The 25748-nt window shown below is 51.6% G+C and carries 27 protein-coding genes; 4 read left to right on the forward strand and 23 right to left on the reverse strand.

Annotated features, from left to right (window positions below; translation table 11 throughout):
- Positions 1-85 precede the first annotated feature (85 nt).
- From C7820_RS10390 to C7820_RS10400, 3 genes are all read right to left on the reverse strand, one after another.
- A complete protein-coding gene (locus C7820_RS10390; protein ID WP_116230880.1) occupies positions 86-1792 on the reverse strand; it encodes a type 2 periplasmic-binding domain-containing protein in 1707 nt (568 codons plus the stop codon).
- A gap of 84 nt (positions 1793-1876) precedes the next feature.
- Positions 1877-2701 carry a carbohydrate ABC transporter permease gene (locus C7820_RS10395; protein WP_285855204.1) on the reverse strand — a complete coding sequence of 275 codons (825 nt, stop codon included), beginning with the start codon at positions 2699-2701 and terminating at the stop codon, positions 1877-1879.
- Positions 2702-2784: 83 nt separating this feature from the next.
- Entirely contained in the window at positions 2785-3750 is a 966-nt protein-coding gene (locus C7820_RS10400) for an ABC transporter permease (RefSeq protein WP_116230882.1), read from the reverse strand.
- Positions 3751-3824: 74 nt separating this feature from the next.
- Between C7820_RS10400 and C7820_RS33830 the strand changes: the two genes are divergently transcribed.
- On the forward strand, positions 3825-3947 hold the full coding sequence (locus tag C7820_RS33830) for a hypothetical protein (RefSeq protein WP_258875198.1): 123 nt from the start codon (positions 3825-3827) through the stop codon (positions 3945-3947).
- A gap of 34 nt (positions 3948-3981) precedes the next feature.
- Here the strand turns inward: C7820_RS33830 and C7820_RS10405 are convergent, their stop codons facing one another.
- The 14 genes from C7820_RS10405 to C7820_RS10475 all read right to left on the reverse strand — a co-directional run bounded on the left by C7820_RS10405 (position 3982) and on the right by C7820_RS10475 (position 16270).
- Positions 3982-4968, reverse strand: a complete 987-nt coding sequence (locus tag C7820_RS10405; RefSeq protein ID WP_116230883.1) for an iron-hydroxamate ABC transporter substrate-binding protein — start codon at positions 4966-4968, stop codon at positions 3982-3984.
- Between the two features lie 627 nt (positions 4969-5595).
- Positions 5596-5997 (reverse strand): hypothetical protein, encoded by a 402-nt coding sequence (locus C7820_RS10415; protein ID WP_147306273.1) that lies wholly within the window; start codon positions 5995-5997, stop codon positions 5596-5598.
- 33 nt (positions 5998-6030) lie between these two features.
- A complete protein-coding gene (locus C7820_RS10420; RefSeq protein ID WP_116230886.1) occupies positions 6031-7215 on the reverse strand; it encodes an MFS transporter in 1185 nt (394 codons plus the stop codon).
- 155 nt (positions 7216-7370) lie between these two features.
- Entirely contained in the window at positions 7371-8129 is a 759-nt protein-coding gene (locus C7820_RS10425; protein WP_116230887.1) for a TrmB family transcriptional regulator, read from the reverse strand.
- A 43-nt stretch (positions 8130-8172) separates the two neighbouring features.
- Entirely contained in the window at positions 8173-8961 is a 789-nt protein-coding gene (locus tag C7820_RS10430; protein ID WP_116230888.1) for an alpha/beta fold hydrolase, read from the reverse strand.
- 66 nt (positions 8962-9027) lie between these two features.
- Positions 9028-11034, reverse strand: a complete 2007-nt coding sequence (locus C7820_RS10435; protein WP_116230889.1) for a Na+/H+ antiporter — start codon at positions 11032-11034, stop codon at positions 9028-9030.
- A 191-nt stretch (positions 11035-11225) separates the two neighbouring features.
- Complete coding sequence (locus tag C7820_RS10440) at positions 11226-11531, reverse strand: spore coat protein (protein WP_116230890.1); 306 nt, start codon at positions 11529-11531, stop codon at positions 11226-11228.
- Positions 11528-11719: a hypothetical protein gene (locus C7820_RS10445; protein ID WP_181909068.1), complete on the reverse strand. Its 192-nt coding sequence runs from the start codon at positions 11717-11719 to the stop codon at positions 11528-11530. Before C7820_RS10445 ends, C7820_RS10440 begins: the two co-directional genes overlap by 4 nt.
- A 34-nt stretch (positions 11720-11753) precedes the next feature.
- Positions 11754-12890 carry a zinc-dependent alcohol dehydrogenase gene (locus C7820_RS10450; RefSeq protein ID WP_116231716.1) on the reverse strand — a complete coding sequence of 379 codons (1137 nt, stop codon included), beginning with the start codon at positions 12888-12890 and terminating at the stop codon, positions 11754-11756.
- Positions 12890-13276 carry a spore coat protein gene (locus C7820_RS10455; protein ID WP_116230891.1) on the reverse strand — a complete coding sequence of 129 codons (387 nt, stop codon included), beginning with the start codon at positions 13274-13276 and terminating at the stop codon, positions 12890-12892. The genes C7820_RS10450 and C7820_RS10455 overlap by 1 nt, the downstream gene beginning before the upstream one ends.
- A 13-nt stretch (positions 13277-13289) precedes the next feature.
- Positions 13290-13535 (reverse strand): spore gernimation protein GerQ, encoded by a 246-nt coding sequence (locus C7820_RS10460; protein WP_105443330.1) that lies wholly within the window; start codon positions 13533-13535, stop codon positions 13290-13292.
- Positions 13536-13699: 164 nt separating this feature from the next.
- A complete protein-coding gene (locus C7820_RS10465; RefSeq protein WP_116230892.1) occupies positions 13700-14683 on the reverse strand; it encodes an aminoglycoside phosphotransferase family protein in 984 nt (327 codons plus the stop codon).
- Between the two features lie 195 nt (positions 14684-14878).
- A complete protein-coding gene (locus C7820_RS10470) occupies positions 14879-15745 on the reverse strand; it encodes a class I SAM-dependent methyltransferase (protein WP_116230893.1) in 867 nt (288 codons plus the stop codon).
- Between the two features lie 240 nt (positions 15746-15985).
- Positions 15986-16270, reverse strand: coding sequence for a hypothetical protein (locus C7820_RS10475; RefSeq protein ID WP_116230894.1), 285 nt, complete (start codon positions 16268-16270; stop codon positions 15986-15988).
- 238 nt (positions 16271-16508) lie between these two features.
- Here C7820_RS10475 and C7820_RS10480 point away from each other — a divergent pair, with 238 nt between their 5' ends.
- The gene (locus C7820_RS10480) at positions 16509-18095 is read left to right on the forward strand and encodes an ATP-binding protein (protein ID WP_116230895.1); all 1587 of its coding nucleotides are present in this window, start codon (positions 16509-16511) and stop codon (positions 18093-18095) included.
- 125 nt (positions 18096-18220) lie between these two features.
- Here the strand turns inward: C7820_RS10480 and C7820_RS10485 are convergent, their stop codons facing one another.
- From C7820_RS10485 to C7820_RS10495, 3 genes are all read right to left on the reverse strand, one after another.
- Positions 18221-19069: a carbohydrate ABC transporter permease gene (locus C7820_RS10485; RefSeq protein ID WP_084203727.1), complete on the reverse strand. Its 849-nt coding sequence runs from the start codon at positions 19067-19069 to the stop codon at positions 18221-18223.
- An 84-nt stretch (positions 19070-19153) separates the two neighbouring features.
- A complete protein-coding gene (locus C7820_RS10490; RefSeq protein ID WP_397334157.1) occupies positions 19154-20011 on the reverse strand; it encodes an ABC transporter permease in 858 nt (285 codons plus the stop codon).
- A 189-nt stretch (positions 20012-20200) separates the two neighbouring features.
- The gene (locus C7820_RS10495; RefSeq protein ID WP_116230897.1) at positions 20201-21814 is read right to left on the reverse strand and encodes an extracellular solute-binding protein; all 1614 of its coding nucleotides are present in this window, start codon (positions 21812-21814) and stop codon (positions 20201-20203) included.
- Positions 21815-22015: 201 nt separating this feature from the next.
- On the opposite strand from C7820_RS10495, the gene C7820_RS10500 reads away from it, so the two are divergent.
- Entirely contained in the window at positions 22016-22870 is an 855-nt protein-coding gene (locus C7820_RS10500; RefSeq protein ID WP_105443338.1) for an AraC family transcriptional regulator, read from the forward strand.
- 68 nt (positions 22871-22938) lie between these two features.
- A complete protein-coding gene (locus C7820_RS10505) occupies positions 22939-23544 on the forward strand; it encodes a hypothetical protein (protein ID WP_258875199.1) in 606 nt (201 codons plus the stop codon).
- Positions 23545-23723: 179 nt separating this feature from the next.
- Here the strand turns inward: C7820_RS10505 and C7820_RS10510 are convergent, their stop codons facing one another.
- The 3 genes from C7820_RS10510 to C7820_RS10520 form a co-directional block, all read right to left on the reverse strand.
- The gene (locus C7820_RS10510) at positions 23724-24470 is read right to left on the reverse strand and encodes an SDR family oxidoreductase (protein ID WP_076167091.1); all 747 of its coding nucleotides are present in this window, start codon (positions 24468-24470) and stop codon (positions 23724-23726) included.
- 25 nt (positions 24471-24495) lie between these two features.
- On the reverse strand, positions 24496-24825 hold the full coding sequence (locus C7820_RS10515; protein WP_116230899.1) for a putative quinol monooxygenase: 330 nt from the start codon (positions 24823-24825) through the stop codon (positions 24496-24498).
- Positions 24826-24939: 114 nt separating this feature from the next.
- Positions 24940-25647, reverse strand: a complete 708-nt coding sequence (locus C7820_RS10520; protein ID WP_116230900.1) for a Crp/Fnr family transcriptional regulator — start codon at positions 25645-25647, stop codon at positions 24940-24942.
- Positions 25648-25748 lie beyond the last annotated feature (101 nt).

Consider the following 25748-nt stretch of genomic DNA (forward strand, 5'->3'; position numbering starts at 1 on the left):
CAAGCACCACCCAGCCCATTATGGTAATAAGCCTGAAAATCCGCGAGCAAAAAATCGCGGATTCCAGGCCTGTGTCAGAAGGCGCTTATTTGTTGAGCGCTTCCAGTTTTTTAACGTTCTCTTCGTATGCCTTTTGACGATACGCGTCAATTTTGTCCTGTTTGTTCTTGTTGCGGTCTTCGATGTAGTTGTTCCACATCTCGTCGAACTCGGCATCCGATTTGGCCAGCAGCAGCTTCGGCAGCAGTTTGCCCCAATTCCGTGCGTTTTTGCTGCCGGCAATCCCCTCTTCGGATGTGCTCGGCGGATCCAGATTGTCGAATTCGGACATGCTGATCGATTTGCCCTTCGTCCAGTCCGCCATCTGTTTCTGCGGATCGACGCCCGGCGGTGCCCACTGGAGGTTCATGTTCGTATCCATCAGCATCCAGTAGGTGTAGGACGCGCCGTATTTCTGGTCAAACGCGGTACGGTCCGTATTCAGGAGCTTCACGACATCCGGCAGGAACTGGTCTTTGCCGTCGATGTTGTCGTAGGTCACGCCCTTTTCGCCGAGGAACAGGTCCTTGTTGCCTTCCTCGCTGATCAGGTAGGTCAGGAACTCGATCGCCCGCTTCTTGTCCTTCACGTCCTTGGAGATCAGGGTCAGCGTCCAGCCGGAGATGCCAGGACCGGAAAGGGTCGGCGCGTCCTTCTTGGAGTTGGCCGGACCGTTGATCGCGATGTACGCCGAATTCGGGTCCTTCTGGTACAGCGACATGTTCTGCGCGTCAAAGTCGGAGCGCTGGTACAGCATCGCGAAGTAGCGTCCCTGTGCGATTTTTTCTTCCATTTGCGGACGCTTGTCGATGAAGATGTCCTTCGAGAGCAGTCCCATTTCGTTGGCTTTGCGGAACGTCTTCAGCCATGAGATGTATTCGGGATCCAGGCGGCGGTCGTACAGCTTGCCGTCCTTCTGCTGCGGGATCGCCAGGAAGTTCTGGAGATAGCCTTCGAGCGAATAATTGCCGGTCTCGCTGAATTCATGCAGCCCAAGCGGAATGAGCGGCTGGCCGTTCACTTCTGGGAACTTCTCCTTCGCCAGCTTGAGCGCGTTCAGGAACCCTTCCGGCGTGCTCATATCCGGGCTGCCGATGGCTTCATACATGTCCTTGCGAACCTCGAACGTTTGGTTTGACGTGAAGTTCGAGCCGTACTTTTTGTAATCTTCAGGAGAGGACGATGCGTTCGGATAACCGTAGATGTTGCCGTCCGGCTGCGTGTACCATCCCAGTTTAGCAGGGTCGGCTACTTTGAAGAAGTATGGATCGTATTGATCGGCCAACTCGTTCAGCGGAAGCACGAGCTTGCCCTCGATCATCTTCTTGACGGCTTCCTCGCTCCAGCCGAGCGTAATGAAATCCGGAAGCTTGCCGGAGGCGATCATGGTGTTCAGCTTCTCGTTCTCATTACCCGCCGGAACGATAAAGTTGATGCTGACGCCCGTTTTCTTGGTGACATATTCGGCAGTCGCGTCGCCGCCCCATTTTTTATTGAACCACGAAAAGTTCATGTACCAATCAAACGTGATTGGCGCGTTGTCCGACTTCCAGCCCGGCTCATCCGGATTCGGTTTGGCTTCCCCGCCGCCCGTGGACGACGTGTTCTTCGCATCCGTGCTTCCGCTTGTCGCGGCGGTGCTTCCGCCGTTTGTCTCGCTCTTGCCGCCGGAGCAGCCCGCAAGGGACAGCGCCATCGTGAACACGACGGTCAGAGCGATCATGGAAGTCATGAGTCTGCGCGATTTGCTCATGGATTCTAACCCCTTTTCTTTCGTTAATCTATTAACACTCCCGCCAGGCGGGACTGATAACCATGGATAAACCCGGATTCCCGGTTACTCCTTGATCGATCCGATCATGAAGCCTTTTACAAAATACTTTTGCAGGAACGGGTACACGAAGACGATCGGTGCGGTGGTAACGACCATGGTAGCCAGCTTCAGCGATTGGCTCGTCACCGACACCGCCATGCCGCTTGGCATGGATGCCAGCATCTGGTTGGAGCTTGACTGCGCAACGACGCGGTACAAATACGTCTGGATCGGCTGCAGGTTCGTGTCATTAATGAAGATCATCCCGGTAAAGTAATCGTTCCATTGGTACACCCCGTGAAAGAGAGCGATTGTCGCCACCACCGGCATGGATACCGGAATGATGACTTTGTAGAAAATTTTAAAATCGTTCGCCCCGTCAATCTTCGCCGCTTCTTCCAATCCCGGGGGAATCTCCCGGAAAAACGACAGGAAGATGATCAGGTCGAAGAAACTGAACGCAGCAGGTATGATGTATACCAGAAAATTGTCCAGCAGATGCAAATCCCGGATCAGCAAGTAATACGGAATGAGGCCTCCACCGAAGAACATCGTCACCGTGCCGATGAACATGTACAGCTTGCGTCCGACAAGCTCCCTTCTGGAAAAGGCATACGCCACCATCGCGGTAAAAAACACGTGAACCGGGGTACCGACCAGCGTCTTGGCCACCGTGACCCCCATGGCGGTCATGATGCCCTCGCTGCGGAATACGGCCTGGAAGCTGTCCAGGCTGAACTGCCGCGGCCACCAGTAAATGCCGCCCCGCATCGCGTCCGCCCCGTCATTAAATGCGTTCACGATGACGTACCAGATCGGATAGAGCGTGACGAAACAGACGATCAGCATCAGCACGGAGTTGAATATTTCAAAGATCGCGCTCGAAGCGCTCTGGCGTTTGAATAAATACACGAAGAGTCACCGCCGTCCCATCAGAATAAGGAAGTATTGTTAAGCCGTTTCGTAATGCTGTTGGCTCCAAGCAGCAGCGCGAGAGCGATCACGTTTTTGATCAGTCCGACCGCAGCCGCGTAGGAGTACCGGCTCTCTGCCAGTCCAACGTTGTATACGTAGACGTCTATGACGTTGCTAGACGTTTCGTTCAGCGAGTTGCGCAGCACGAGAATCTGGTCAAAGTTGGAGTTCAGGATGCCGCTGACGGCCAGAATGAACAAAATGGAAATCGTGCCTTTGATCGAAGGAAGCGTAATGTTCCACATTTTTTGCATCCGGCCCGCCCCATCGATCGTAGCCGCCTCGTACAGCTCCGGAGATACGCTCGAAATCGCCGCCAGGTAAATGATCGCCGACCAGCCGATCTCCTTCCAGATGTCTGAAGTGACGACGATGGACCAGAAGTACTTGGGCTCGGCCAGGTATGTAATCGGCTGATCGATCAGGTGAAGCGCCATCAGCACCTTGTTCACGATGCCCACATCCGCCAGCCAGGTGGCGAGGATGCCGCCCAGAATGACCCAGGACAAAAAGTGAGGCAGGTAGGAAATCGTCTGAATCCACTTTTTGAACACGATCGAACGGATTTCGTTCAGCAGGAGTGCGAACAGGATGGGCAGCGGAAACCCGATCACCAGCTTCAGGAGGCTCATCCCGAGCGTATTTTTGATCACGTATCCGAGACTGTCGTCCTCCAGGAATTCCTTAAAATGATCCAATCCGACCCACGGAGCCGAAGAGATCGAGTGAATAATGTCGAACTCTTTAAAAGCAATGATGACCCCGTACATCGGGATATAATTGAAAACAATCATCCAGGCGACGCCCAGCAGAGCCATAATCTGCAGATAGCGCTGGCCCACAATTTTCCGCCACAGCTTCCTCTCTTTCGCCTTCCCGGCGGCAGGTTCCCACTCGGCTTCGATACCGGCCCTTGCGTTCATGTTCTGGAAAGCACCCCGTTTCTGAAATCTCCTATGTAAGCCCTTTCAGGTACTAATTATAGGCGGCGGTTCCTATGAAAAATAGTCTTCAAATTTTAGTTAAGGTTTCTAAATTTCAGGTGGCATCCGGTGGAGAAGACAAGAAAAAAGCCCCGAATCCGACAGAAGGTGCCGGAATCGAGGCTTCTAAACCTTAGTTTCTAATGTAGAACGTTACAAGTTTTCATTGAATTATTTGACGACGTTGGACAACACGTCATCGATGATTTGCGTATTGGCGATCGTTCCCGAGTACAGCCAGCTGGAATGATCGTCAAACTCATACACATGGCCTTCTTTGACGGCTGGGATGTTGGCCCATACCGGATCCTTCAGCAGCTCATCCTTCGATACGCCGCGGCTGTTGACGATAAACAGGTAATCGGCGTCCATTTGCGCGAATTTTTCCAGCGAAACCTGGTTCCAGCTCGCCGTGCCGGTTTTGGACAGTTCTTCTACCAATTTAGGCTTCGCCAGTCCCAAATCATCATACAGCACCGAGCCGCTGGACAAATGGTCGCTTGACACGTAGATGTCTTTGCCCGTCACCCAAAGTGCTGCTGCCGTATGCGTGCCGATCGTTTTCTGAAGCTGCTCCTTGGCTTCCGCAGCTTTTTTGTCATAAGCTTGAACAGCCTCCTCAGCCTCCTTGCTCTTACCAAACACTTCCCCGACCGCCTTCAGTTCTTCGCGCCAATTGTTGCTCTTCTCTTTACCTACCACGTAGGTCGGTGCGATCTTGGAGTACTGCTCGTATTTGTCATCCGTCGCCATGTCCGCACTGCTCAGAATGATCAGATCCGGCGTAAAGCTCATGACGGCTTCATAGGGAAGGTCGTAAGAGATTTCCGGAATGCCGTTCAGCTGATCCTGCAGGTAATACTGCACGGAACCCTTGCCAGTCGACCACTGGGCAACCGGTTTGACGCCAAGCGTCAGCAGATGATCTTCCAAATAGGATGCGATGATCCGCTGCGGATTCGCTGGCACTTTCACTTCGTGGCCGAGCGCGTCCGTCAGTACGCGTTCCTGCTTGGTATCCGCGGTGCTGTTACCTCCTGCCGCTGCCCCCGAATCCATTTTATTTGAATTGCCGGCTTTATCGCCGCAGGCGCTGGCCAATACGGTAAAGCTCATCAGCAGCGCAAGCAGCAGTGATCCTTTAAGTTTGAGTTTCATGTTAGTATGTCCCCTCCACTGGTTCATCTAGATAGAATGAACTAAAGAAATGCAAAACTTTAGTTCATTCTATATAGGCTAGAGTATCATTATTTGTACGAAACCTATATGTACATCCACGATCCATCCGGTTTTACGTGTAAGATATCTCTTTAAGTATCATAAGTGATAATGAATCTCATTATCAAGTGTTTTTTTCGTGACAGTGACCCGTCTTTGGGTATACTTGGTATTAAATAACCCACAGGAGCGAGAAATATGAGAAGAAGCGGTCCCATATCATTAGGCGTTGCCCTTATTTGCTGGATTGCGTTTAGCCTCCTCATGACAACCCCAAACCCCACGTTCGGATTTGGGCGTCTGATTCGGTTCGACCCTTTTGTTCTTCTGCTCATAGCCGCCACCCTGTCTTTTCTTTGGGGCATAGCCGGATTTTACCCTGGCGGGAACCGAAAGCAAATCATTCTCTCATTGGGCACTATACTGTTAAATATGATGCTGATCTTTTGCCTCTTGTACATCGTCTTCATCGGAAGGCTTATCTCTGAGGTCTAGGCACCGATTAATATCCCCCCCTTATACTAAAACACTCCAGCAGTGCACAAAAAAAGGAGGGATTCCCCTCCTTCAGCCGTTGATCAATACCGCAAACGCCTCATACGGCCGCAGCCGCATCGCTTCGGATGGAACGGTATCCGGATAGACGGATACCATTTTCTGTCCGCCTGTTATTCCGTCACCCCGGAATGCCGCCTCCTCCTTGTTCATATTCGCTACGATCAGCAGCCGATGCTGATCCATGCTTCGTTTATAAGCAAATATATCATCCCCCACGTCAACCAATTCAAAGCTTCCGCTCTCAAGCAGTTCGTGAATGACAGGGTCTTGGGCAAATCGCCCCAACTCTTGGTAAAAGCCGTCTGCTTCTTCATCACCGCCGGTCACAGGGCAGATTCGACCCTGCATCAACTGAACGGTCAACGCCATGCATTTGGCAGGCTCCATATTCCACTGTTGTTCCATTGACATTCCGCTGTGCTGCCACTGCGGAATTCACCTCCATCATGATGTTTCCTGGACGCCCGCAGCCGCACGAGACTCGACCCGGCGCTTTTTCCAAGTAATCGACAGCACCGCGGATCCCAATGCGAGCAGGACGAAAATAACGCCAACCCAGGCATTGTAATACACCGACGATCCTTCGATCACCATGCCTCCAATCGCCGATCCCAGAGCAATACCGATATGGGAAGCCGAACTGTTCAAGCTCTGCTGGATGTCCGGCGATTCCGGTGACGCTTTGATCAGGTAGCTCTGCATTGAAGGAGAGATCGACCAGCTGAGCATGCTCCAAATGATCATCACGATCAGGCAGACATACACCGAAACCGTAGATACCGGCATCAGCAGCATGGCCACGGCAAACACGCTGACAATAGTCAGAATGCTTTTCTCAGGCCCAAACCGGTCGGTGACCCAGCCACCAGCCCCGCCGCCAAGAACAGCCGCGATGCCAAAAATAAAATAAAACAGGCTGAGCATGGAAGGACTCAGATGCAGCGTTTCCTGCAAAAACGGCGTCAGATAAGCATATAAGGTCAGGTGACCGGTCAGCATCAAAATCGTAATCAGCTGGCCAAAAATGATTTTGCCGTTTTTCAAGGATGCCAGCTGCTTGCGCAGCGGCACGGTCTCGCTGGGAGGCGTTTTGGTAATAAAAATTTGAACCGCGATGAACGATATAACGGCCAGAATGGAGATCATGACAAACGGAGCACGCCATCCAAAAGCGTTGCCCAGCATCATACCCACAGGTACGCCCAGTACAAGGGAGCCGCTGACTCCCATAAAGATAACGCCGATTGCCCGGGCTCTGTACGCCGGTTCCGCCATCTGGGAAGCCATCGTGATAGACAGCACGGTGATGAGCGCGGCGCTCGCCGCCGATAAAATTCTCGCGATCACCATCATCGTGAAATTCGGGCTGACGACCGAAAGCACATTGCCGGCAATGAAGACCAGCAGGGCGCATTGGTACAGCAGTTTACGTTCGACCCTCGAAGCTGCCGCCAGCAGCACAGGCCCCGAAATGGCAAATACAACGGAATACAAAGTGATCAACTGCCCGGCTGTGCTCACCGAAATATGAAGGTCCGATGAAACGAGATCCAGCATCCCCCCGACGATCAGCTCCACCATTCCGGTCACGAAGCAGGCGATCGCTAGAATGTAAATTTTAAAATTCATGCAGCATGTAACTCCCCTCTGTAAAAATCTCTCTGTTCCATGTTTCGCTTGGTTACTACTGCAATGGTAACCTAATTCAAAATGAGGATCAACCCCTATTTTTTGCATACAAAAAACGGGTGGATCCGGGTCCACCCGTTTTTCACGTGACGCGCTTAATATTTCAACTGAAGCAATTCCGTCATAATCTCTTCGTCGTTCAGCAGAATATCATTGTATTTGCCTGTTATTTTGGCCAAGAGCAAATCGTGATGGAAATAGTCCGTAAACACGCGCACAAACGGCTGTGACTGGGTCTTGATCGCCTGCCACGAATCATTCTCCACGCCGGCGAATACGACCTCGCGGTCGTCTACGATCAGCAGCCTGAACCGCTCCAGCATGACATGCTGCTCGCTAGGCTTCATCGGGACGATTTGGGGCAGGCCATCAGGCGTATCGCCAATCACGACACCTTCCACTTTGACGCCATTTTGCTGCTTTTCCAGCAGAATAGGCAGATACTTGTGGAAATCGTCCTCCCATGCCGAAAACCGGATCGAGCGCTCTGCATTCTCCATCATCTGCTTTAACTGGGATCCGATCGATGAGTCTGCTTTCAAGCTCCAGACATGGTCGTCGATGACCGCCTTCTGAACCTTATGCTGCTCCAGCTCCTGAATGTCCGACTGAAACTCTGACGTTAATTTTTCGATCACGAGAGGAAGAGGCAATGCGGTGTACAGCTTCTTTTTTTCCGAAACGGATTCCAGCACCATCCCCTTCTCTACCATCCGGGAGATCACTTCATATATCTTCGCCTTGGGCACGCCGGAATGCTTCACGATCATCGTGGCGTCCATCGGCTGTTCCGCCGACGCCAACGCCTCGTACACCTTGCTCTCATATTGTGAAAATCCGAATTTATGTAACATGACTTTTATCCCCGCTCCCCTTGCTGCTTGGTCGGTGCAATCTTCAGCTTTGTTCCGGAGGCGCAAGCAGGAAGCTTCTTACCGTTTCGACAAACCGCTCCGGCTCCTCCACATGCGGCGCATGCCCGGAGTGAAGGAACTCTACGAATCGTGCTCCCTTAATGGCATCCGCGATTTCCCTGCCCCACTCCGGCGGATTCAGACCGTCGTATTTCCCGCTGATGATCAGCGTCTCCGCCGTAATCCGGCCATAATCGGGACGGAAATCAAACCCTTCAAGCGCCCGGTTGGAAGCGGCGTTCTGCTCCTCCGTCAAGCTTGTTCCGCCCTCTTGAACATGCTGCATCCACGCTCCGACCAATGAGAGATTGTGAAACATGTACCGGCTTAAATGCTGCACCTTTGCCGGGGTATCCATACCTTCCAGTTCCTCGGCATGCTCGCTGAATAAACGGGCCATCGACGAAGTCCTGCCATTGGACTTGGGCGTGACAAGCACCAGCTTCTCCACCCGCTCCGGAGCGGCAATGGCGACTCCTTGCGCGATATAGCTTCCCATCGATCCACCCACCAGGTATACCTTGTCCAGCTTCAGGAAATCCATCACGGCGATGACATCCCGAACATGATCCGAGAGACTGTAATCTGCCGGCTTATCCGACAGGCCATGCCCTCTGGCATCGATGGCAATGACGCGAAAATCGGTACTGAACGAGTGAATGACGGATTCCATCGAGTGAACGTCCAGGCCAAGCCCATGCAATACAACCAGCGGGAAGCCGGTTCCTTCATCGACATAATGGAGCTTGATCCCGTTAACGAAAGCTTCCATACTTTCCCCTCCCCAACCGGAATGAGCTTATTTTACCATTCTCAGCAGGGAAGGCAAAGCCGCTTTCTAAGCATGCTCCCCTTCCTCCTCATGCACGGTTTGCGATTCAAACAGATGCGCCTCATGATAATTGACGTCCAGCCTTAAATTGTTGGCCAGCGCCCGGCTGATCTCACCCGTTTCGAACAGCCTTTGAATTTCGTTCCGCTCCGACTGGATGGCCTTGAGCTCAAGCTCCCGGCGGACCGCATCCATCTCTTCAGCCCGCTCCTCGTGTGCAGGTTCTTGTGTCAGATGCAGCTCCAGCCCGCGGTAATCGGCAATAATCATGGCGATGGTGTCCCGGTTGCCCGCTGTCTCGAGCCCCTTAACCCGCTCTATCGCAGCACGGATCGCTTCCAGCTTCAGCGCCTTATAAGCATTCCACTTCGGGTGGTCTGGTGTCATGCGGGCTTTTTGGTGTTTGCTGCCTTGGAACAGCCGGGTGATGGCCGACCATCCGACGATCATCAGCTTCTTCACCTTGAAACGGGTGGACAGCAGCAGCTCGATCTGCGATATCGTGGCCTTGAACCGATCCGCAAGTTTTGGCGATATCCGCTCTTCCTGCAGCCACCGGTCCGCGGTTTCCTTCTCCGCCTCAAGCGCCTCCAGCCGGATTTCCACAGCCTCTTTCCATAATCGGTTCATTTCCGCACGATCTCTGAATCTGCACATCTGCAGCCTGCGGGAATACGCAGCGATTAGCTCGATAGCCTGCTGCCGGTTTTCATCGTTTTTCTCCTCTTTGACCGTTCGGAGGCCCGCCTCAATGACACGGATGCGCGCTTGTCTCTCGGCATCCTCGGCGAGGGCGGGATTCACCTGGGGACCGCGGGTCAGGATGGGCAGTAACACGCTGGCACTGATCAGGGTCAGCAGAATGACGCCTGAACAGATAAAGAGGATCAAGTCCCGTTCGGGGAAAGGACTGTTGTCGGCCAGTGTCAACGGAATGGAGAAGGCCGCCGACAGCGTCAAGGCTCCCCGTACACCGGACAACGCTGTCAGCACGGCGGAACGGAATTGGCGGTTCGATGCCCATACCCACACAAAGCGAAGGACCATTAATACCAGCGTAATCAGAACGATATAGGCAATGGATTGGCCGTTATTGTATGCCTTGTCCTGCCATACCGTCCGGAGGACGCCGGGAATTTCGAGTCCAAGCAGCAGAAACACGAGACCGTTCAAGGAGAATAGGATGACCGACCACGTGCTGTCGGAAACGATGCGCAGGCGCGCCGATCCCGCCCTCATCCGGTCCCGTTCGATCGCATGGGTTACACCGGCAGCAACGACAGCCAAAATACCGGATAGGTGAAATTCTTCAGCAATCCAATAGATCAGAAACGGTGTCAAAATAATAATCAGCACATGTAATGTGACATCTTCCATCCCAAGCCTGCGCAGCAGCATGCGGAGCCAAATCGCCAGGAAGCCGAGCAGCACTCCGACCACAATCCCGCCGACCGCGATCACGATAAAGCTGCCGATCGCCCGCGGCAGGGAGAAATGGCCGGTGACGGTTGCGGCAATGGCAAAATTAAAAGCAACGAGGCCGGAAGCGTCGTTCATCAACGCCTCACCTTCGAGCAGGCGCATGATGCGGCCCGGGAGCTTCACCCGGCCGGACAGCGAGCCGACGGCCACCGCATCGGTCGGCGACAGAATGGCCGCCAGCGCAAAAGCCGCCGACAGCGGGATGGCCGGAATGAGCCAGTGAATGAACGGCCCTGCAATCAGCACGGTGGCAAACACGAGGCCGAGCGCCAGTAGCAGAATGAACGACCGCAGCTGCCACAGCTCGTCGCGGGGTGTCATTTTTCCATCATTAAAGAGCAGAGGCGCGATGAAGAGCAGCAAGAACAGTTCCGGATTCAGCGGTACATGATGCATGCCGGGAATGTACGTGACCGCGACGCCCAGCGCAATCTGGATCAGAGGCACCGGGACCGCCGGGATAAAGTGATTGATAACGTTCGATATGCCGATCAGAATAAGAAGAACGATGACCATCAGTAACAGTTCCATAGTGATTTCCTGCCTTCTTTCTGCCAAATGTCGATATGGCTAACATTCCCGGAAGGGGGATGATTCATGAGTTGAAGTCAGCCGATCCGGCAGAGATAAATCATGAAAGCAAAACCGGCTGTATGACACAGCCGGCTGTCTGTCTAATTCGTATGCAGTTACCGATAAGATGCCTGATACAAATCAAGCTGTTATGGTGTGGGAAAAGGAATACTCTGCGCGGTCCGAATCTGCTGCAGATCGACACGCAATTGCTCCTGCACGCTGAAAGGATGGTACAGCCCCTTGGCGATCGCGTATTTGGTAATCTTCTCATGCGTTTCGATCGCCTGTTCCAATTGCCGCTCCAGGATGCCTTTGATTTCCGGAGTAACGCATTCCGTTACGGCCATCGCCAAATTCCGGACGCCGCTCTTGGCGGTGACCAGAAAGTCCATGGCAATCACATCGTCGGTTAATTTGTTCATGCCGGTCATGTATTCCAGTACGGGATTCATTGCAGCGTCTCCTTTCCTTTGCTCAGAACGGCTGCAAGCTCGGCCAGCTGATCGGATGACATCGCGGCATCCTGCTGGAGAATAAGCTTGAGCTCAGGATCTGTGACCAGCGCCTGCATCGTTTTGGACTTCGTCATACAGACCGTCTTGAAGGCGGCAATTTCATGCGCCTCCAACAATTCATGCATGGCATACGTTGGATTTATCAAGAACTTCACTCCCTTACGGCTTTAAAATAACTTTGATGCAGTTGTCCGTCTTCGTATCGAACATTTCATAACCGCGTTTGGCTTCGCTGAGCGGGATGACATGCGTAATGATGTCGGCCACGTCTACTTTGCCGGACGCCACCAATTCATACATATAAGGCATATAGTGAATGACCGGAGCTTGTCCGGAGCGGATGTTCACATTGCGCTGCATGATGTCCCCCAGCGGGAATCCGTTGTAACGGCCGCCGTACACGCCTGTAATTTGAATCGTTCCGCCCTTGCGAACGGCCTGGGAGGCGATGACCAAGGCGCTCATGGTGCCTCCTTGCAGCTTTAAGCCGCTCGCCAGAAACTCGAGGTCGCTCATCTTCCCGTCCATGCCCACCGCGTCAATGACCACGTCGGCTCCGCCCTTGGTGATTTCCTTCAGGTATGCACCAACATTGTCGTGCTGCTCGAAATTGACGGTCTCAACCTGATTGTTCTTTTTGGCATGCTGCAGCCGGTAATCCACATAGTCGACGGCGATGACCCGCTTCGCCCCTTTGAGCCAGCAGAACTTTTGCGCCAGCAGTCCTACCGGTCCGCAGCCTAGCACGACTACGGTATCCCCCTGCTTGACGCCGGCATTGTCTACGCTCCAATAGGCGGTGGGCATCACATCGGCGATTAGAGCAAGGCTCTCATCCGGCCGCTCGCTGTTTTCCGGAATTTTGAAGTGCGTGAAATTGGCGAATGGAACCCGCAAATACTCGGCCTGCCCGCCCGGATAACCGCCGGTCGTTCCCGAGTAGCCGAAATACGCACCCATGTCCCCGTTGTCGTTCGAATTATCGCACTGGCTCTCCAGATGATTTTTACAGTAAAAGCATTCACCGCAGGCAATCGTAAACGGGATAATGACCCGGTCGCCTTTCTTCAGCTTGGTGACTTCGGGCCCCACTTCCTCCACAATACCCATCGGTTCATGACCGATAACGTAATCCTCCTGCAGATTGGGAATCATACCATGGATCAGATGCAGGTCGGAGCCGCAAATAGCGGTGCTGGTCAGCTTGACGATCATGTCATCCGGTTTTTGGATTTTCGGATCGGGGACGTCCTTGACGACGACGTTTTTAACCCCTTGGTACGTAACGGCTTTCATCATGCCCGGCTTTCCTCCGTCTGCTCATCGGGCGTCCGGTCGAACATCCCTTTGCGCGAAGTATCTGCAGGGAACAGGTTCATCTCGGCAATCATGGCCGTGTTTTTTGCCGACAGCTGGTCCAGCTGGTACTGCTCGTGCAGCTCATACGGGTGAAACCATTTCTTACGGATCATCAGCTCGGTGATTTCCTGATGGAGGGCAATCCCCTGCTTCAGCTGCTTTTTCAGCAGTTCCCTCGCTTCTGAGGATACGGTTTCGGTCAGGGCAACTGCGGTATTACGAACCCCTTCCTTCGCCCGGATCAAAAAGTCCATAGCAAAAGTCATATCGGCCATCTCCGGCATGTTGAGCGAATTAATCGGATCTAAATAATCGTTGTTCATCAGCGTATCACCTTCAATTTAGGATGGGGGCAGGCTTGCTTTCCGGAACCGGAGCCTGAAACGGAGCTCGTTCATAAACCGCCTTCAGCTCGTTGATGGCCTGCGTGGACTGTTCAACGTCCTTTTGCATCAGGGCCTTCAGTTCTTTGTCAAAAACCATCCCCTGCATCAGTTTCGATTTGGCGACGCAGAGCGTTTTAAAATTCAGCACTTCATGAAGATCAATCGATTCATGGGGTGCAAGCGGAAAATCCTTCATGTCTGACCTGTACCTCCTTTATTTAACGATGTCTGCAAGGATAGGTTATCCTCCTGCATATAGCTTGATTCAGTTTCCGCGGCACTCCCGGGAACATAAAATTTGCCTGCCGGGCGCTCCTAACAAAAAAGAAGCCTCTGAGAGAGACTTCCACAGTTAATCGGTTAATGGAATGTTTTATGAACATATTTCAAGGCGCACTTCAGATGGTGATCCACGATACCCTGTGCAAGCTGCCGGTCGGGAAAGCCGCGGTGAAGCAGTTTTAAACCGCCTCTGATTAAGGAGATATGGTGGTGCAGGCGGTAGAAGGCCATCCGGTCGGGATCCAGATGGTCCTGACGGAAATACCGGTAATGCTCCCCGAACCGAAACTCCAGAAAACTGTGCTCATGCTCAATGTCGAAATAGGTTACACCCTCAATATCGATCAGATACGGCTCCAGATTCGCATTCACCAAAATGTGGTCCGGTCCAAGCTCGCCATGAATCAGTCCGTAAGATGTCCTTGGACGAATTCGCGATGAACATTCCTGAAGGACGGAGATGAGCCCCTCTTGAGCAGCCGCAATCTCAGGCAAATAAGAAGCTGCATACATGATCTGCCTGAGGGCATTGTCCACCAGCTCCTGCTGGCAGGACTTCCGCGGAGGCTTGGTTTGGCCGGGCCGCCCGTGCACATCTCTCGCGCTATCGTGCATTTTGGCTACCATCTCCCCGATCTGCCGAAACAATCGCTGCTGCTCCGCCGCATCCGGGTATGCAAAATAGTCTTCCGCTTTGCCGCCCCCTATACGTTCGACAAGCGCATAATCAAACGCATACTCCCGGCGCTCCAGATTAAGGTTATACAGCTCGGGTGTGGGAATACCCAATCGGGTTAGTACCCGGTTGTTCTCGCCAAACAAGTCGGCTCCATAGGAGCGCATATCATGATCCGATTGTTCGATTTCTTCCCGAAAGTAATTCATGGATAAATCCCAAACGTACAGCATACAGGAAAAACCGTTCAGAAAATCGAGCTGATAGACGACCTTCTGGGCCCCTCCGTTCAGCCGCGTAATCTGCGAGATCGCGTAACCCGATCCGAATACCTGCTTGGTATAATGCGTTAAATCCGACTCGGAAAGATGACATGCATTTTCCATACTGTTTCCCCGTTTCTATGATTGGATTGCCGGCATCACCAACTATACCCCAGTCTCCTGCTGAAAATATAGACTGTTTCTTTCAGTTCTGTTATGATGTTGAATAAGGTCTGGTTAAAAATGGTCGTAAGCAAAAGGAGCTGTCCCGGTAGGTCAATGAACCTTGGGAACAGCTCCTTTTTATGTTACACGGATTTATCGGACTACCGTACCGAATGTAATTTTCATGCTCGGCGCATGGGCGAACGCAATCGACGGCGTATTGACCTGGGATAACAGGTCCTCGGCGATATAGAGCCTTTCTGCTTCCTCCTTGGTTAGCCCCCGCTTAATCAGCGCTTGAATATAGTCTTCCTCCTGACCTGGGCATTCAAACTGCAGGTTGCTGAACAAAGCCCTCGTTTCCTCGGAATCCTGTGCCGGGTCGTAATAGTTCACCTTATCGCTGATTCTGCTCTCGATCCGGCGCAGTCCCAGCTGCGAAAAGTAAACCGGAAGCTTCATGCCGATGTTGGCGTCCTTCCCGGTCCGCAAAGCATCCTGTTCATGCAGCTTCTGAAGCGGGCCGAGCGGCATGACTTCCGTAGATAAAACATCATCAAAATAATAGCTCGACATGGAAGCACAGCCGTGAGGCTCGTAACAAATAACCGTTCCTCCGTCCTTCACGCTTTCGGCCATCTTGGCCAGCAGCTGCAGGGGATCGGATCTATGCATAAGCACTGCGTGCGATACGGCGACATCAAGGGCGCTGCCCAGGTCAGCATCCGTCAGCTCCGCCTGAATGAACTCGGCCTTCCAGGGCAGGTGAGCGTACAGCTCCTTGGCCGAGTCAATCTGTCTAGCTCCCGGATCGATCCCCGTATAGGTTGAGCCTTCCGGCAGGTGCGGAAGCATCATCAAGCCCAGCTGCCCGTAACCGCAGCCAAAATCGACGATCCGAACCGGAGTTTCCCATTTCCAAACCGATTTGACCAAAAACGCGATGTAGTCGTCATTATAATAAAGACTCATTCTCCGGCGCAAATACCCCATCTTCTCATCCCAATCATAAGACTCCACTGTTTCACACTCCCCGATTGTTCTGGTCATCCATATGGATACACAGTCAACAATAGTGGATATCCCTGGAAAAGTATAGCTTTAAAGTGGAGCCTGCGGGATATTTTTATGAGGCTTTGTCCGAATGAGCATCGGTTGACGGTCGGTAGCCATAGCAGGTGCTGTAAAGACGCAAAGCCCGGCAGCTCAGGATTTATCCTGAAGCTGCCGGGCTTTGCATTGTTCATGCTCTTGAATCGTTCACGAAAGATTCAATGCGAGCACCGGCACGCCGATGCCCAGTACCCACAAGAGCGGAATTGAATTCACGATGACCGCCGCTCTCTTCCTCTTCTTGTAGAACACCCAGGCCATAATGGCACAGGCAATAGTGACGAGCGGGTAAACGCCGATCACGGACACCAAGGCGATGGCCGCTCCACTGATTCCACTGTCAAACCCCATGAACGAAATTCCCCAAATCAGCAGCCACGGAACAAAACATAACACATAGATGATCTGGCTGATGACAAAATACGTCCGCATGACACTCCCCCTGGTTTGCGTTCGTGCCGGATCCTTCCGGCATCCCTCCACACCGAATTCATCCGGCGGGCTATGAGGTCATTTATACCATAAAATCTGTTTTCTCCATAGGAGAAAAAAAATCATGATCATTTCCAAGGCGACACGGAAATTCGACATTGTTTTCATGGCCTATCCGATATAATGGCAGTAGATAAGGGCTTACTGAAATTTTACTTTTTTCCCTAGGAGCATAAACATGATCGTAAAACAGACAAGACACGTCTTGATTCCTTCCTTAACTACATTTATCATGTTATCTTCCATTCTGTTGGGCAAAGCCGACAGCATCTTTCTGCTATTTCTCTCCGGAGCGATGCTGACGGGGGTGATGATTTTTTTCGCCGAGTCCAGCAGCCGTTCCTTGCTTCTTCAATCCGTAAGCCTCGCTTTCTTCCATTGGAGTTCCCAGCTCAACTGGACGCAAATCATTTACTTTATATTAATTATTATGGAAACCCGAAATACGAGAAACTTGAAGTATACGCTGTCGCTGGCATTTGCTTATTCCATGTTGTATACCGTCATCCGGCTAAGCTACCTCCCCTGGGACCGTTACAATCTATTGGTTTCGGTCTACGATCTGGTTAGTCTGGTATTAATCGTCCTTGGAATGCGTTATCTCGTCACAACCGAGATTGAAAGAAAGCGGCTTTTGAGACGAAACCAGTTTCTCGCATCACATGATCCGCTGACCGGGTTTTTGAACTACGACGGTTATGTCAGTGCCGTCAACGAATTGGTTGAAAAGAAAAAATCGCCGTTTGTACTGATTCTGCTGGATTTTCAGGACTTTAAAAGCCTAAACAAGGAAAGCATCCGCGGCGGCAACGAAATATTGACGAGAATATCGCTCATCATCCGGACTTACTTCCCGAGCGCCTTCGCCATTTCCCGTTATGCCGGGGACCGGTTCGCCATGGTGATCCCGGATACCGATGGGTCGCTTGGACAAGCCCAGGATATTCTTGAATCGGGCAAGCTCGGCTACGAGGTGACTTACAGCACGGCCCGGTTTCCCCGGGAAAGCACAACCTCGCATGATATTATCATGCTGGCCGAAGACCGGCTGTTTCAGAAAAAGAGGATGCTGTGGCTGAAGCGGGAGGAAGAAATGTTCCGAAGCGAAAAGCTGAAAATCGTCGGCGAGCTTGCTGCGGGCATGGCTCATGAAATCCGGAATCCGCTCACAACGCTGAAGGGCTTCATCCATCTGTCCAAATCGCAGTCGTACAATATCGGGCCATGGGTCGATATTATCACCAACGAGATCACGCGCATGAACGAGCTGACGGCGGAGTTTCTGCAGTTTTCCAAGCCCCATCTTGGCAACATCCGGCCCGAGCCCATCTCACATTGCGTGGAAAGAGCAAGAAATTTAACCGAGTCGCAGGTGACTTCCAGAGGGCACAGCATCAGCATGGAGAATGTCAGTGATTCCGTCATGGTTGAAATGGAGCGGGATAAAATCGTACAAGTGCTGATAAATCTGGTGCGCAATGCCATCGAGGCGATGGAACAGCCGGGTCATATCCATATTCAGGTGCAGCAAACGAATTCGGTCGTAACCATTGACGTGTCCGATACGGGAAAGGGGATCCCCGAAGACCTGCTCCCGAAAATCTTCGATCCGTTCTATACGACCAAGGAAGAAGGAACCGGCCTCGGCCTATCCATCTGCCATAAAATCATCCAGGATCACAACGGTACGCTCACCGTCAAAAGCATGGAATCCGAAGGATCCGTCTTCACGATTACGTTGCCGGTATTGACCGAAGGGGCTTAATCGTCGATCCCTGCCATCGAAACGATTCTAAAGGTCCGATCATTATGATGATTCGATGATACAAAAGCCGCCGGGCACAGCTGCCCGGCGGCTTTATTCATTCGTGCTGACATGAACCCGCTCTGCTAACCTTTCACCGAGCCGATCATGACGCCTTTTTCGAAATATTTCTGTATAAACGGATACACGATAAGAATCGGCAGTGTGGATACGATGATCACCGCATATTTGACCTGGTCCGCATACTGCTGCGCATACCCTCCGGCAGCTCCGCCGGAGCCTGCTCCGGATGAAAACACCTGGTTGGACAGCAGGATGTCCCGCAGCACGATTTGCAGCGGCTGGAGTGAATTGCTCTGGATATAGATGAGTCCGGTAAAAAAATCGTTCCAATGGGCGACTAAATAATACAGGGCGATGACAGACACAACCGCCTTGGACAGCGGAAGTGCGATTTTTACGAAAAAAGTGAAGTGACTGCAGCCATCCATCGAAGCTGCTTCATGCAGCTCTTTCGGAATGGAGTGCTCAAAGAACGACCGTGCGATAATTAAATTGTACACATTGACCGAAAACGGGATGATAAACACCCACATCGAATTGGTCAAATGCAGCTGCTTCATCAGCAGGTAGGTTGGAATCAAGCCGCCGTTAAAGAACAAGGTCACCACGAAGGCAAACATGATAAACCGGCGGGCGCGGAACTCTTTCCGCGACAACACATAGGCGGCCGGCAGCGTAAACAGCAGGTTTACCGCCGTACCCAGCACCGTGTAAATGATCGTGTTTTTGTATCCGGTCCAAATGCGGGCATCCTTGAAAATTTCCTGATAGCCAAAAAAGCTGATATGTTTGGGATACAGCGTCACTTGGCCTGTCGACACCAGCGATTGATCGCTGACGGATGCAATCACAACGAAGTACAGCGGATAGGCCACGATCAGAAAAATCAGCACGCACAGGGCGGTAACCATCACTTGAAACAGAACGTCCCCCGCACTCCTGCGATTACGATGTGTAAGTATCAATACTCCATGCTCCTTTCGGGATCGCCGTCTCTACCACAGACTGATGTCCGAGCACCGCTTGGCGATCATATTCATGACAAACAGGAAGATAAAATTGATGACGGTATTAAACAGGCCGATGGCGGCTGAATAGCTGAACTGGCTGCTGATAATCCCGATTTTGTACACGTAGGTGGCAATGACTTCGGAAACCGGCAAGTTGAGGGGGTTTTGCATCAGAAATACTTTCTCGAAGCCCGTTCCCAGGACGCTGCCCATGCTGAGCACGAACAAAATAATGATCGTCGGCACAAGGGCGGGAATGTCGACATACCGGATCGTCTGCCAGCGGCTTGCTCCGTCCATCTTTGCGGAGTCGTACAGCTGCGGATCCACGGTGGACAAAGCAGCCAAATAGATAATGCTGTTCCATCCGCCATGCTGCCAAATTTCCGACAGTACATATACGGGGACGAACGTCTTGGTCGACCCCAGCAGATTGACATCCCCGAGGCCAAGCCACTGCAGCAGGTGCCCGATGATTCCAGAGTTCGGCGAGAGCAGCACGCTCAGCAGTCCGACCATGACGACGGTCGAGATGAAATGCGGCAAATACACGGTCGTCTGCAGCGTCTTCTTCGCCCGCTTCAACCGGACCTGATTGATGAGCAGGGCGAGAATGATCGGTGCGGGAAAGCTGAGCACAATCGTCGCCACGCTGATGACCACCGTATTTTTCATCAGATCCACGAACATGTAATTTTCAAAGAATTGTCGGAAGTAGAACAATCCCCTCCACTCTCCGCCAGTCAGGCCCTTAGTGAAGCTATAGTCCCGAAAAGCCAGTTGAATGCCGTACATCGGGATGTAGTTGAAAATAAAAATAACGACAACGGCGGGAAAAATCATGATCCACAGCTGATAGTCCCGCCTGAACGTATTCAGAACGGTTTGTTTGCGTGCTTTGGGCAAAGCAGCGGCCCGCTTTAATTTGGGGCCGGATCGCGATATCATGTCCAGATTACCTCCTTGTAACAGCAGTGCTTGCATGCTGTCCGGCCCGGATGCAGGGAGCCTGCACCGGACCGGGGATCACGTTTACAGCTTGCTTTTATAGTCGTCATAGTATTTCTGCATAATTTCGATATTTTTCAGGAGCCCTGTCTTTTTGCAATTTTCCACGTAGGCATCCCACTCCTTATCCACGCCGCCTTTGGTGATCCACTGTGACCATTTGGCCAAGGCCATCGGCACAAGCGCCGTGTTGGCGAGAGCCATCGTGCTGTTGTCCACCGCGCTGTATTTAATAAACAGGTTCGGGAAAACATCGTTGTCCTTATCAATCGAGTCCAGCACCTTCTGCATCGGCTCCGTTTGCTTGCCGACCGATTGCATGTCTGTACCCAAGGTCAGCTTCAGCGAGTCGGCGATATACATCGGTCCGTTATCGGCCCAGGTGGAGGTCCATTTCCAGGTTCCCGGATCCATGGCCTGATCCTGCGGCGGCAGTACGGCAAACGATCCGTCTCCGTTATCCTTGATGTTCGTGCCAAGCGAACCGAAGAGCACCTGCATGCTGACCTCGAGGTTGTACAATTCGTTGATGAACTTCATTGCGGCTTCCTTATGCTTGGAAGCGGCGGACATTTGAACGGTATTTGTACCGTAATTCAGCGTGTTGTAATCGTACGACCACGACTGCTGAACGGTGGAATCCGCTGTAAACTTCAGCGGCGCCATAGCCGTATACTGCGGACTAACCGTGTTGCCGAAACGGTCGGTGACCTCCCAGCCCCACGTAAAGCCAACGGTAGCCGTATTTCCTTTGCCCCTCGCCACGGATTGGTATTTGGTGTAGTCCTGGGTGAATACTTCGGGGTTTATCAGACCGGCGCTGAAGCATTTGCTTAAAAATTTGACCAACTCTTTGTAACGGTCGTCGATGAAAAAGTTTTTAACTTGGCCATCCTCTACAAAATATCCGCTGCCGCTGCCGTCGGACAACGTAATCCCTTCGCTGCCCAGCAGCACGGTCGGCATAAAATAACCGAATGCGACGGTTCCCGTCGGGGCAAAGTCCATCGGGATCTCATCGTTCGGATCTCCGTTCCCGTTGGCATCCTTGTCTTTGAACGCCTTCAGCACGTCGAACAGCTCATCCCATGTCGTGGGCATCTGGAGCCCCAGCCGGTCCAGCCACTCCTTGTTGATAAACTGCCGGGTCGCCGTATCGGGCCAGAACCGCTGATATTTGGGCAGTCCGTATATGTTACCGTCCTGCTGCGTGGCAATGATTTTCGTTTCGGGTTTGGCGTCGAACATCGCTTTGACATTCGGAGCATATGGGTCGATCATCCCGGACAGGTCCTGGAACAACCCCGGAAACTGGGCGAAATCCGAATCGGTAATGGAGTTCACGCCAACGATCAAATCGGGAATATCCCCGCTGGCCAGCATGGCTCCCTTCTTCTGATCCCAATCGGCGGACACTTCCTGCCATTCGATGTCAACCCCTGCTCTCTCCTCCGCATCCTGAAGCCATTTCATGTTCTCGAACTTTTGCGTGAGCGGATGCTTTGTCATGATCGCTTTCAGCTTTACTTTTCCCCCTTGCGCGGTTGGTTCCTCCGGCTCATTGCCGCCGCTGCTGCACCCCGCCAGCAGTGATGTTCCGAGTGTAAGCACGAGCACGGATACGAGTATTTTTTTCATCCTTCATCCTCCCCTTGGGTTTTATGAATCCGTTTACACAAGCTTATACTCAATCCGGAGGGGGCAAAATAGTTCAACGATCGAATTTGTGTCAAAAGGTTTGCACTTGCTGATGGTGCCTTTTGATGCCGTGTGATAATTTTAGGTTCTACCGACCCTTCACTGGGTGGAAAAAGGTTAGAAATGGTGGTGAAACTTTAGATGAATGCCCATCAGCTCCGCATCGAGCGTCCGGTCCATATGGAGCTTACCGGCAAGTTCGTTGCTCCCTCTGCGGATTGGATTCATTTAAGCCGTTACTTGATGGATTACGAGCTCATTGTCATGACACATGGAACGCTGTACATTTCCGGAGACGATGAAACCTACGAGGTCTCCCAGGGAGAGTATCTGCTGCTTCCCCCGTTCACGCGCCAGAAAGGAGCCAAGCCGTCGGATTGCAGCTTTTATTGGCTGCACTTTTCGTCTTCGCAGAACCTTCCCAAGCTCGACCTCTCCCACTATACCCATGTTCACGAGAATGGGCGGATCGTCATTCCCCAATACGGCACCCTGCGTAACCCCGAGAAAATCGTCGTCATGATGAAGCAGCTCCAGGATTCGGTGCGCGGCTACAACGAACAGACCTTAAATGATTACATGTCTACCGTCATCCTTTGCGAGCTCTACAACCAGCTGTTCTTCGAAAAGAACAACCCCGGTAAATCGTTTAAGCAAACCCAGCTGTACAACGATATTCTCGACTACATCAAATGGAGCCGCCACGAGAACATCAAGGTCTCCCAAATCGCCTCGCACTTCGGCTACAACGAGAAGTACCTGTCCCATCTGTTTACAACCGTCTCGGGTATTTCGCTGAAACAGTACATTTTGCAGCAAAAAATGGAGCTGGCCAAATATCTGCTGACCGATACGAACCAGAACGTAAGTGAGATTTCCAGTCAGCTCGGCTACAGCGACCCGCATCACTTCATGAAATCCTTCAAAAAAATCGTGGGGTTGACGCCGACGGAATTCCGCAACGCATACTCGAAGCGGCTGCTATTTTATGAATGATTCTTCGCTGATGGTTTTCCAACATTTAGCACTTTGGGGTACAATAGAATATATGAGGAGGAATGATGATGAAACGGATGCCTTTCACACGACCCACCGAGCATTACGATGAACGCCTGCTCCCCATCGACAGACAAATCTGCCAGCTGCTGCAGCAGCGCAAAGAGATTTCGGAAGGAAATCCGGGTTACCCGCCTTTCGCGTACATTGACCAATGGGCGGCCGAAACGGGGCTTTATGAGGACTTTCTAAAAATGATCTTTGGTGCCATCCGATCCGACGAGTTTTTCAAACCGATCGTCGAACCCGCCGGTTTCATCAAGCATGTTCCGGTGCTAGTATCGCAGGAGCATGAAGGATACTTTTTCACGCTGACTTCGGTTCGGCAATACGCCAATGCCAGCGTCGTGACGCTGTATGTGGACTGGGATGTGACGATCCCGGAACGAAGTTTGACCGAAATATCCAACTTCGTATTGGATATGGGAGAGCCCTATGATTGCCGGATGGACAGGGGAGGGAGCTGCTCCGGCAACGCAACTTATAATTACGTGGTATCTCCTGCACTGCCGGACAAGCTCTCCGGTCTCGAATTCGTGTTCAGGGAGGAAATCGGATCCCCCTTCGGCGGCGAGCCGACCGGAAAGGAAGTCCGCTTCCGCTTAGAGGAATAATCAGTCAGGTAAATGACAGGTTGTTCAAATTAAGTGCGACAGCTCGTCCACGAATGCTTCGCCCAATCCGTCGCAGTATGAAAATCAGGCAGAGAGCCTATATAGACTCCTCTGCCTGATTTGATACATGGTCTTATTAGGAATTGCTTAAATGACAACCCATCCCTTCTGATTCAAGGTCAAACTTGAGCCATACCGCCATCTACGAACAATTCGATGCCGTTCACATAACTGCTTTCCTCCGACGCCAGAAACATCACCGCGCTGGCGATCTCCTCCGTCTTGCCCAAGCGGCTTAGCGGAACGACATTCTTCGCCGAATCAAGAACTTGATTTAGCGCTTCGCCAAAAAGATCATTATACGCTGGCGTGTGGACCGTGCCAGGGCTCACTACATTAAGTCGTATCCCTGTGCCTTTCAAATCCATTATCCAGCTCCTGGCCATCTGACGGAGAGCCGCCTTGGTACCTCCGTAGACACTAAACGCTGCTTCGCCGATCGTACCCGCCGTCGAGCCGGTTAAGATGATGTTTCCTGTCATATTTGGAAACAGCGGCAAAGCCTTTTGGATGGTGAACAAAGTACCCTTTACGTTCACGTTGAATGTTGTGTCGTACTGCTCTTCCGTGATCTGACCCAAGGGCAGAAAGCTGCCAAGTCCAGCGTTTGCGAATAGAATATCCAGATGTCCTTTCTCCTGCTTTACCGTATCGTACAGTTTGTCCAGGTCCTTCAAATTAGAAATATCACCTTGAACGCCGGTAACCCGGTCACCGATCAATTTTACTGCCGCGTCCAGCTCGCTTTGCCTACGGCCGGTAATGAATACGTAAGCCCCTTCCGAAACGAATCGTTGTGCCGTAGTAAGTCCGATACCGCTTGTTCCTCCGGTAACAACGACTACCTTTCCTTCAAATTTCCCCATATCTATATGCCTCCCATCAACGTCATCACGCATTCGTTATATGACTTCCCCATTCGCCCTTCGGCTGCAACCAGCTGACGCTTCTATCCACAATGAAATCGCCCAGTGTTCGTTCGTAATCCTTGCGGTATGGTTTAATAAACTCTTCCGCAAGCCAGCGATCTCTCGTGCCTTGCCATGTTTCATAAATAATCAAGTCATCCGGCTGATCCAGATCGTCCGAAACAATGGCGCTAATGAATGCCTTCTCGGATGACATCTCCTCAATAAGGGAATACAGCTCCCTGCGGAATTCTTCTTTTTTCCCTGGTTTAACTTTGAATCGAATATTCAATTGGACTTGTTGATTGGACATGCTGACTCCTCCTATAAGCTTCATATTTTGTAGTCATTCCGTTACGGCATTTATCATAACGCTAGATGAAAAATTCGACAGTAATTTAGATTACGAAGTTTTTCGGGTCATGAATCAAGCCAGTTCTTTCATCGCTTTTTCGATATGAATCATGACCATTCTGCGGCTGGTCACGATAATACCTTCATTGGATAGTTCCTGTAAGGTAAGCGATACCGCTTCTCTTGTGGCACCAATCATATTTGCCAATTCTTGATGAGTCAGGGGAATATCGATTTTTTGGTATCCATTTTCTTCTATGCCGAACTTTTTAGACAATCGGTTGAGAAAGTAAAGCACTTTACCACGCAGATCCCTAAAAACCAATTTTTCTACGAATTCATCCAGATCCCGTAGGCGTTTGCTTATTTCCGATAAAAATCGCAAAGACAATTCAGAATACTTGCGTAAAAGCGGTTCGAATTGTTCAGTCGGAATCGAAAAAACAATCGAGTCTTCCATCGTCTCCACATAAGTTCCTCTATTGCCCAATGAGAACGTTTCAACCTCGCCAAACATGCCGCCTTCGCTGAGGATGCAGACTGTATGTTGTTTGCCGGCCGAATTGGTTTTGTATAAGCGCAGTTTACCGGCGATTACGAAAAATAAGCCATTCCTTTCATCATCGGGCGTCTGAAGAATATAGTTTTTTGGAAGCTTATACGTATTTGGTCTGGTTACCAATTGTTCGATTTCACGCATAATTTCTGCCGGAAGCGATTCAAATATTTTGATTTGTGGCAAAAATGAAGTTATGTTTTCCATCGCCTCATCATGTAACATTGTGCCCCCTCCTTTCATTACTGCAAGCGACTACCGCTCCACTCACCGCGATCATCGTTCCTCATGTAACACCGATAACGGAGTGTTACACTCATCATAAA

Source organism: Paenibacillus sp. VMFN-D1 (genome assembly GCF_003386155.1).
GTDB classification, from domain to species: Bacteria; Bacillota; Bacilli; order Paenibacillales; family Paenibacillaceae; genus Paenibacillus_AQ; species Paenibacillus_AQ favisporus.

Bases quoted from the DNA above. Each gene is read 5' to 3' on its own strand.
- C7820_RS10415 (WP_147306273.1), bottom strand. From the start codon at position 5,997: ATGTCAATGGAACAACAGTGGAATATGGAGCCTGCCAAATGCATGGCG.
- C7820_RS10405 (WP_116230883.1), bottom strand. From the start codon at position 4,968: ATGAAACTCAAACTTAAAGGATCACTGCTGCTTGCGCTGCTGATGAGC.
- C7820_RS10460 (WP_105443330.1), bottom strand. From the start codon at position 13,535: ATGAAGGATTTTCCGCTTGCACCCCATGAATCGATTGATCTTCATGAA.
- C7820_RS10520 (WP_116230900.1), bottom strand. From the start codon at position 25,647: ATGTTACATGATGAGGCGATGGAAAACATAACTTCATTTTTGCCACAA.
- C7820_RS10515 (WP_116230899.1), bottom strand. From the start codon at position 24,825: ATGTCCAATCAACAAGTCCAATTGAATATTCGATTCAAAGTTAAACCA.
- C7820_RS10435 (WP_116230889.1), bottom strand. From the start codon at position 11,034: ATGGAACTGTTACTGATGGTCATCGTTCTTCTTATTCTGATCGGCATA.
- C7820_RS10505 (WP_258875199.1), top strand. From the start codon at position 22,939: ATGAAACGGATGCCTTTCACACGACCCACCGAGCATTACGATGAACGC.
- C7820_RS10500 (WP_105443338.1), top strand. From the start codon at position 22,016: ATGAATGCCCATCAGCTCCGCATCGAGCGTCCGGTCCATATGGAGCTT.
- C7820_RS10485 (WP_084203727.1), bottom strand. From the start codon at position 19,069: ATGGTTACCGCCCTGTGCGTGCTGATTTTTCTGATCGTGGCCTATCCG.
- C7820_RS10510 (WP_076167091.1), bottom strand. From the start codon at position 24,470: ATGGGGAAATTTGAAGGAAAGGTAGTCGTTGTTACCGGAGGAACAAGC.
- C7820_RS10440 (WP_116230890.1), bottom strand. From the start codon at position 11,531: ATGAATCCCGTACTGGAATACATGACCGGCATGAACAAATTAACCGAC.
- C7820_RS10495 (WP_116230897.1), bottom strand. From the start codon at position 21,814: ATGAAAAAAATACTCGTATCCGTGCTCGTGCTTACACTCGGAACATCA.
- C7820_RS10455 (WP_116230891.1), bottom strand. From the start codon at position 13,276: ATGAACAACGATTATTTAGATCCGATTAATTCGCTCAACATGCCGGAG.
- C7820_RS10430 (WP_116230888.1), bottom strand. From the start codon at position 8,961: ATGGAAGCTTTCGTTAACGGGATCAAGCTCCATTATGTCGATGAAGGA.
- C7820_RS10475 (WP_116230894.1), bottom strand. From the start codon at position 16,270: ATGCGGACGTATTTTGTCATCAGCCAGATCATCTATGTGTTATGTTTT.
- C7820_RS10425 (WP_116230887.1), bottom strand. From the start codon at position 8,129: ATGTTACATAAATTCGGATTTTCACAATATGAGAGCAAGGTGTACGAG.
- C7820_RS33830 (WP_258875198.1), top strand. From the start codon at position 3,825: ATGAAAAATAGTCTTCAAATTTTAGTTAAGGTTTCTAAATTTCAGGTG.
- C7820_RS10395 (WP_285855204.1), bottom strand. From the start codon at position 2,701: ATGCTGATCGTCTGTTTCGTCACGCTCTATCCGATCTGGTACGTCATC.
- C7820_RS10390 (WP_116230880.1), bottom strand. From the start codon at position 1,792: ATGAGCAAATCGCGCAGACTCATGACTTCCATGATCGCTCTGACCGTC.
- C7820_RS10450 (WP_116231716.1), bottom strand. From the start codon at position 12,890: ATGAAAGCCGTTACGTACCAAGGGGTTAAAAACGTCGTCGTCAAGGAC.
- C7820_RS10465 (WP_116230892.1), bottom strand. From the start codon at position 14,683: ATGGAAAATGCATGTCATCTTTCCGAGTCGGATTTAACGCATTATACC.
- C7820_RS10490 (WP_397334157.1), bottom strand. From the start codon at position 20,011: ATGATTTTTCCCGCCGTTGTCGTTATTTTTATTTTCAACTACATCCCG.
- C7820_RS10420 (WP_116230886.1), bottom strand. From the start codon at position 7,215: ATGAATTTTAAAATTTACATTCTAGCGATCGCCTGCTTCGTGACCGGA.
- C7820_RS10445 (WP_181909068.1), bottom strand. From the start codon at position 11,719: ATGCATGAATTGTTGGAGGCGCATGAAATTGCCGCCTTCAAGACGGTC.
- C7820_RS10400 (WP_116230882.1), bottom strand. From the start codon at position 3,750: ATGAACGCAAGGGCCGGTATCGAAGCCGAGTGGGAACCTGCCGCCGGG.
- C7820_RS10480 (WP_116230895.1), top strand. From the start codon at position 16,509: ATGATCGTAAAACAGACAAGACACGTCTTGATTCCTTCCTTAACTACA.